The following is a 7,379-nucleotide window of genomic DNA, read 5'->3' as shown; positions in this document are numbered from 1 at the left end:
AAATTTAAACGTCTTGCCGATGCTAAAGGATATCAAATTTAAAAGCGGCGGATTTTATCAGACGGATTCGCACGCCTTTACCGTCCAGCCGATGAACGACGCAAAGGGCGAGCGAGTAGGATATTTCGTGATTTATTTTAACTCTGACTCAAAAGAGCGAAATTTAGCAAAGCTGGGCGTTTGGTTTGATTAGTCAAGCAGGCTTTTTGAGTACGGCGAAAATTTGTAGGTAAAGACGCTGCCTTTGCCCAGTTCGCTTTTTACGCCGTACTCTACGCCGTTTTTCACGCAGATGCTTTGTACGATGTTTAGCCCAAGGCCAAAGCCGCCCTGCACGCCCTCGTCTCTAACATAGCGTTTCCAAATTTTACTCGTGTCCTTTATACCTTCACCCTCGTCCTCGACTACGAGCACGATTTTGCCGCTTTTTTCAAAAAGGCGTAAATTTATTATTCCTCCTTCGCGGCTGTATTTTACGGCATTGCTTAGGTTGTTATCGATCAGTCTGCCCGCCTCTATCTTACTCATAAAAATTTGCAAATCAGGCTCGACGAAGTCGTAAATTTTGATATTTTTCGCCATCGCGATACCTCGCATATACCGTGCTCGCTCGAGGCAAAATTCGCTCAAATTTAAAATCTCGGGCGGAAATAAAATATACCCGCGCTTGATGTAGTACTCGGTGTCCTCGTAGGTAACTTGCATCTGCTTTAGAGCCGAGCGCATGCGGGTGACGTATTTGTTATCAAGGCCCAGCATTTCAAGGTTTATACCGATGACTCCCAGCGGCGTTTTTAGCTCGTGCATCGCGTCGTTAAAAAAGTTATTCATATATTTTTTAGCGTCTTTATATGGCTTTATCCCGCTAACAAACGACAAATAAAGCGCGAAAAATACGACCACGAGCGCAAACGCTAGAGTTAGAGCCGTGACGAATAAAATCCTAGCCGCGTTTTGCTTTTTGGCTAGCACGAGATAATAAAACTCGCCGTCCGCGCTAAAATAGGTCTTGTAAAAAAGATGGCCGTTTTCTTGGCGGGTGATAAATTTTAAATCGCTCGGTCGCGCGTCTAAATTTGAGACGATCTGCTTTTCTTTGAGATCAAAAACGCCGTATCTATATGTGAGCGAGATAGGCAAAGTCTCGTTTTTATCGAGCGCTTTGCGGATTTTGCCCTCGTACTCCAGCAACTCGAACATATTTTTCGAGTATTCGTCTTTGGAGCTTAAATTTATAATCTCGTAGCTTTGAAATATAAACAAAGCCATGATGATAAAAGTGGCTAAAATAGGGATTTTAAGATTTTGAAACATCTATCTTATAGCCTAGTCCGCGCGATGATTTTATAAACTCGGGAGTCGTTTTTTGACGGATTTTTAGTATATGCATGCGCACGTCGGCGGGGTCGATTTCCTTGTCGTTCCACACCTCGGCGCGTAGCCGCTCGATACCGACAAAGCTGTTTTTATGAAACAGCAAACACTCGACGATAGCAAATTCTCTCGTGCTTAGCTCGACGGGCTCGCCTTTAAATTTGAGCCGCTTTTTAGCGGTATCGAGGCTAAAGTTTTCATCGATCGCGATCAAGTTTTTATCGTCTCTGCCGTGATATTTTCGCATTAGCTCGTTTACTCTAAATTTGAGCTCGGCTAGCTCAAAGGGCTTTTTTAGGTACTCGTTACAGCCCAGCTCGTATCCGACCGCCATATCGTCTATATCCACGAGCGAGGTCATTATCATTATGGGCGTTTCACAGCCGATATCTTTGGCGTATTTTATCACCTCGTGTCCGCTGATGTGCGGGACCTTGATATCAAGTATCAGCAAATGATAAAAGCCAGCCGCTATCTTATCGCAGGCGACCTTGCCGTCGGCGGCCTCATCCACCTCGTAGCCTAGGCTTTCTAGGTATTCGCTAACGCTCTCACGATATACGAAGTCGTCTTCAAGCAGTAAAATTTTCATAAATTCTCCGAATTTTATCGCAATATTTTAAGGGAGATGATAGCTAAAAATGATTTTGGATCGTCTGAATTTAAAAAGGCTCGGCGAGTTTACCGAGCCTAGTGCGTCTAGTTTAGCCTAAATTTCACGCGCCCGTGAAAACTTGACCTGCATAAACGATGTAGTATCTTAGCATAACGACGCCGCAGATAACTACAAGAGAGTTTGCTATGATGTAGCCAACTCTATAAGCGTGATTTTTAAGAGCCGTTAGCGCTATGGTGATAGGCGTTAAAAGTCCAATGCCAACGACGCCTATCCAAAAGATCAGCGCGTATTGTCCCGTGCTTAGAGCTTGTTTAGCTGCAACCGCGCTCGCTCCGCCCTCGAAATATAGTCCCAAAAATAGTATCGCAATAAGCGGTATCTCAAAAAGTACGGCGCGCAAGTCCATAACCAAAAGATACTTCACGTTGTCTTCGTTAAGAAGGTGTTTGAAGCACAAAAGTCCGACTAGGATGTTTGTCGCTACGCCTGAGCTAAAGCCTGATGTTAGGAACAAAATCGGCAAAATAGGCGTGTTCCAAAGCGGAAGCTTCGTAATCGCGCTAAGCAAAAAGCCCGTATATATACCAACGCCGATCGCAAGACCGAAAAGCGCCGTCTCGACTATCTTTGAAAGAGGCGCAAAAGAGCGAATCAACCTAGAAATAGGACGTAAAATCGCTAGAATTTTATACTTTTCTATCTCTTCTTCGAAAATAATTACCGCAAAAAGGTAAGCCAGCGGCGTATAAAGCAGCAATAACGCAACGCCGATAGACATAACCGAACCGAAGTTGTACTTAATCAAAATCCAGTAAAAACTAAGCGGCTTGCCAAGGTCAAGCACCAAAAGCGCAAGGCCCACGGTGATCGTTATAGGAGCCACTAGAGCGCCCGCCTTTACCATCGCGTCCCAGATGCTGCCGTCTTGTTTTTTGTGGTAGTTCCACTTTACAAGCAATGCGACCATCATCGCGCCTGCAGATAAACCCGCCAAAAATAGATAAACCGCTATCGGCCACGGCCAGTAAATTTCATTATATTGCGCTACGCTTCCCCACATATTATTCATGGCTTCCTCCTTTGCGGTTAGCTATCATAGCAAGCTTGGGTTTGGTTTTAAGCTCGGCTTTAGGATAGTAGTGAGATTTGGTATTTAAAATTTTACTTACTTCGCTGTTTGGATCGTTTATATCGCCAAATGCCAAAGCATCGGTCGGACAAACGGTCACGCACGCAGGCTGCTCGCCAATGCTCACTCTAGTTTCAAAGCAAAACGTACATTTGCCTATCTCGCCGGTTTTTGGCTCGACGTAGCGAGCGTCGTAAGGACAGGCTAGGATGCAGTATTTGCAAGATACGCAGGTAGAGTGATCTAGCAGCACTATGCCATCGCTCGTCTGAAAGCTAGCTCCCGTAGGGCAAACGGTCACGCACGGAGCGTCCTCGCACATCACGCAACTGTGTCTACTAAAATCGGTTTTTAAATTTGGAAATTTACCCTTTATCTGCGAATGAACTTGGAGCCTAAAAACGCCTCTAGGCACTTCGTTTTCGCTCCTGCAAGCCACCGAGCACGCTTGGCAGCCTATGCAGAGGTTTTCGTCATGTATCATTCTATACGCTTTTTTCATCTTTTTTCCTTTACGCTTTTATTATCTTGACGCCGACGTTTCGCACCATCGTGGAGGCGACGGGACCGATCACGGAGGGATCTAGCAGCTTGCTTTGATTCGTTCCTACGCCGTTCGTACGCTTTAGTCCCGCGCTTTCGTGACCAAAACCGTGATAGACGAAAAGCGTATCCTCCCTGATGCCTTCAGTCAGCATCACGCTTGCTTTTTCTTTTGCGGTTTTACTTTGCAAGGTTACTTTGTCGCCGTCTTTTAGCCCGTATTTTTTCGCGGTATTAGGGTGTATCCAGACGGGCGCGCTACTCATCAGGTCGTTTAAAAATTCGACGTTTTGCGTGTGTCCGTTGGTGTGTATCGGCGTTTTGCCGCTCATTAGGCAAAGCTCCTCGCCGAAAAATACGTCCATGCCCTCGGCGTTTAAGCAGCCGTATCCCGGAAACTGCTTTTCGACCTTTTCGCTAAAGAGCTCGATCTTGCCGCTATCGGTTTTAAATTTGACCTGCGACTCCATCAGCCCGTCGTCGCCCACGAACTGCTGCGCGTAAGGGAATTTTTTCGTAAATTCTTTTACGCTATCTTTTTCTCTAAACAAAATCCCCGGCACCTTCCAAGTGACGTAGCCGTCTTTAACCAGCTTTGCCAAAAGCTCGGCGTTGCCTTTTACTTGTTTGATTCTCCACTCGTCCATCGTGTTTGCCGAGTACTGCTCGTCTATCTTCATCCTGCGAGCTAGCTCTCTAAAGATATCATAGCCGTTTTTGGTGTCGCCGATAGGATCTACGACTTTGTTTCTTATCATATAGGCAGGTTTTTGACTCGACTTATCCTCGATGCCTTCGTCGCGCTCCAGATAGGTGCTCTCAGGCAGTATCACGTCCGCCCATATCGCAAAATCGCTCATATAAATATCCGAACAAACGATAAAATCAAGCTTTTTAAGGCTTTCTATCGTAGTTTGAGTGCCTGCGACGTTGATCGGGTGATTAAATCTTATGCTAAACCAGCCTTTTACCGGATAAGGCTTCTGGCTTAATATAGCTTGCGGAATTTGCATCAAAACGCCGTGACTCCTGCCGACGAATTTATTTACCCCGTCCTCGCCCGCGCCGTCTATCCTAGGGGTTTTAGGCACTTTTATCGCGGCGTCCGGGTTCGTGATCTCTGGGATTAGCTCTTCGCCTGCTAAAGTATTATATAGCTTAGCCTTTTTGCCGCCGAAAATTCCGCCCTTTTTCTCCCAGTTGCCCATCATCGCGTTTGCGGTCATTATAGCTCTAGTGCGGATATACTCGGCTCTAGCGGTAGTCGTGTTGTGGCCGAAGTCGATGATGACCTTAGGCGCCGCCTTCCAAATTTCTCCGGCGATACGCTCGAGCGTTTTTGCAGGTATTCCCGTGATCTTTTCTTGCCACTGCGGAGTTGTGTCTTTGGTCGCTTCTACGACTTTGTCAAATCCGATCGTAAATTTCTCTATAAATTCTTTATCGTATGTGCCATTTTTGATCCATGTATGGATAAGGGCTAAAACAAATGCTAGATCGGTTCCCGGTTTTACGGGTAGCCACTCGTCGGCTTTTGAAGCCACGACGCTAAAGCGCGGATCTAAAACCAGCAGCTTGGTATCTTCTTTCGCGGCCATTTTAGCTAGCTTTTTAGCGTCGGCGATGACGATACCCTCAAAAAGATTGTGCCCGAAATTTACGACGTATTTTGCGTTGCCGAAGTCTCTTTTTAGCTTCGCATCTCCGTACATATGCGTACAAACCATCTGATAGGTCACGGGACAACAAGATAGGTGCGAGAAGCAATTAGGCGAGCCGTATGCGCTAGCAAAGGTCGTCATTAGCTTGTGCGTTTGGCTTGATTTTGCCGTAAATACAAAGCTCTCGGGACCGTATTTTTCCTTGATTTCTAGCATTTTTTTAGCGACTAGATCTAGCGCCTCGTCCCAGCCCGCCTCGCGCCATTTGTTTTCGCCGCGCTCGCCTACTCTGATGAGCGGTTTTACGATGCGCTGCGGATCGTAGAGCTGATTGTGCCCGCTGCCGCCCCTTGCGCACACGGAAGTCGCCGTGCCGCTTACCTTGCCGTTGCCTTGGATGAAGACGTTTTTGCCGTCTACGACCTTGGCCTCGATAGGACAGCGAGAAGAGCACATCTCGCAAAAACTATAAACGGTCTTATCGCCGCCTTCTAGCGCTTTGGCGCCGACGGCGCCTAAAGTACCGGGCGCGTAAGTCATCGCAAGCAAGCCCGTGGCGGTGGATGCTTTTAAGAAATTTCGCCTCGAAGTATCCATTTTTTCTCCCTTTTTGAAATAAATTTACCGAAATCTTAAATAATCAACGTAAATTATACGTAAATTTTTCGTATCAATATAAATTTTAATTGATAACGACTATTTCGTTTTTTAGGGGAAAAGCTTGAATTTAACTTCAAATTTACCGAATTTATAAATATCAAATTTTAAGAGATGATGATATTTGAGCTGCTGTTTGCTTAAATTTATAACTTAAAAAGTATTCTTTCGGTTCCAGCCAAAAATTATTTTAATTTTATTTGTATATAATTCGCGTATTTTTTCAAAAAGGCAAATTTAATGAAAAAGCAAATTTACATCATTCACGGCTACGACGCTTCTCCACAAAGCCACTGGTTTGGTTGGTTTAAAGAAAATATGCGCGGCATTGCCGAGGTGGAAATTTTAAAGATGCCAAACCCGCAAACACCAAAGCTAGACGAGTGGCTAGAAACGATGAAACAAAACGTAAATTTGGGAGAGAATTCATTTATCATCGCTCACAGCCTGGGCACGATAACTAGCTTAAATTTTCTTAGCGGTTTTGCAAATTTACCAAAATTTGGCGGTCTAGTCCTCATATCGCCGTTTGACGAGCCGATTAAGGAATTTGCGATTTTAGATGAGTTTTGCAAGCCGCAAATCGCCTACGAAAAGATAAAAACGGCGGCGAATTTAATAAAAGTAATAGCCGCAAAAGACGACTATATCGTGCCTTGCGAGCTTAGTCTAAAGGTAGCACGAAATTTAGACGTGGCACCTGATATATTTAAAAAAGGCGGACACTTTATGAGTGCGGACGGCTTTAGCAAATTTGAGTTTATATTAAATTTATTTAAACTTAAAGACGAAAAATTATCATAAAATAATAACTAAAAAGTAAGATTATTTAAAAAAAATTACTATAATGTGCATTTTGATTTACTAAATTTATGTTCAAGGATCTGTTTTGAGCGAGTTAAAATCCCTATTTTTCAGTATGACGTCGGCCGTCGTGCTACTTATTATATTTGCTATCGGTAGCGGCGCGGCAACGATAATAGAAAGCTACTACGACACAAAAAGCGCGTGGGCGGCGGTTTACGGAGCGAGTTGGTTTGCTTTGGTGCAGGTGCTTTTAGGTATAAATTTAGCTTATAATATTTTCAGATACAACCTTTTAAGAAAAGAAAAACTACCCGTTTTGATATTTCACGTTAGCTTTTTATTTATGCTTTTAGGCGCGGCGATGACGCGATATCTAGGCTTTGAGGGTAACATCCACATCAGAGAAAACGAAACCTCAAACGCGGTATTCGGATCCGTTTCCAGAATAGAAATCGCAGCCGAAAAAGACGGTCAAATTTACTCAAACTCAATCCCGAAACAAATCACTTCCGTCGGCTCAAACGACTTTAACTTGCCGCTTGAAATCGCGGGCAAAAAAGCAAATTTAACCTTTGACGGATACTACAAA

The 7,379-nt window shown here is 44.5% G+C and carries 7 protein-coding genes and 1 pseudogene; 3 read left to right on the top strand and 5 right to left on the bottom strand.

Translation table 11 applies throughout. The features are described 5' to 3' along the window. Window positions 1-193 (top strand): annotated as a pseudogene (locus Q0338_RS09600) (chemotaxis protein); the annotation flags it as partial. Here Q0338_RS09600 and Q0338_RS09595 read toward each other — a convergent pair. The 5 genes from Q0338_RS09595 to phsA all read right to left on the bottom strand — a co-directional run bounded on the left by Q0338_RS09595 (window position 190) and on the right by phsA (window position 5,923). Next, the gene (locus Q0338_RS09595) at window positions 190-1,314 is read right to left on the bottom strand and encodes a HAMP domain-containing sensor histidine kinase (protein WP_298086548.1); all 1,125 of its coding nucleotides are present in this window, start codon (window positions 1,312-1,314) and stop codon (window positions 190-192) included. The pseudogene Q0338_RS09600 and the gene Q0338_RS09595 sit on opposite strands and share 4 nt — an antisense overlap. Beyond that, window positions 1,298-1,966 (bottom strand): response regulator transcription factor, encoded by a 669-nt coding sequence (locus Q0338_RS09590; RefSeq protein ID WP_298086547.1) that lies wholly within the window; start codon window positions 1,964-1,966, stop codon window positions 1,298-1,300. Before Q0338_RS09590 ends, Q0338_RS09595 begins: the two co-directional genes overlap by 17 nt. 124 nt (window positions 1,967-2,090) lie before the next feature. After that, window positions 2,091-3,062, bottom strand: coding sequence for an NrfD/PsrC family molybdoenzyme membrane anchor subunit (gene nrfD, locus Q0338_RS09585; protein WP_297969486.1), 972 nt, complete (start codon window positions 3,060-3,062; stop codon window positions 2,091-2,093). Then, a complete protein-coding gene (locus tag Q0338_RS09580) occupies window positions 3,055-3,624 on the bottom strand; it encodes a 4Fe-4S dicluster domain-containing protein (RefSeq protein ID WP_298086546.1) in 570 nt (189 codons plus the stop codon). Before Q0338_RS09580 ends, nrfD begins: the two co-directional genes overlap by 8 nt. Window positions 3,625-3,634: 10 nt before the next feature. Further along, the gene (gene phsA, locus Q0338_RS09575) at window positions 3,635-5,923 is read right to left on the bottom strand and encodes a thiosulfate reductase PhsA (RefSeq protein ID WP_298086545.1); all 2,289 of its coding nucleotides are present in this window, start codon (window positions 5,921-5,923) and stop codon (window positions 3,635-3,637) included. A 300-nt stretch (window positions 5,924-6,223) separates the two neighbouring features. On the opposite strand from phsA, the gene Q0338_RS09570 reads away from it, so the two are divergent. Both Q0338_RS09570 and Q0338_RS09565 read left to right on the top strand, forming a co-directional pair. Next, entirely contained in the window at window positions 6,224-6,787 is a 564-nt protein-coding gene (locus Q0338_RS09570) for an alpha/beta hydrolase (protein ID WP_298086544.1), read from the top strand. Between the two features lie 85 nt (window positions 6,788-6,872). Continuing rightward, on the top strand, window positions 6,873-7,379 hold a 507-nt coding region (locus Q0338_RS09565; protein WP_298086543.1), incomplete at its 3' end, for a cytochrome c biogenesis protein ResB.

It is taken from the genome of uncultured Campylobacter sp. (assembly GCF_938018145.1).
Taxonomy (GTDB): Bacteria; Campylobacterota; Campylobacteria; order Campylobacterales; family Campylobacteraceae; genus Campylobacter_A.
The sequence above is the reverse complement of the archived record's forward strand: the minus strand, read 5'-3'. Positions and strand labels throughout refer to the sequence as shown.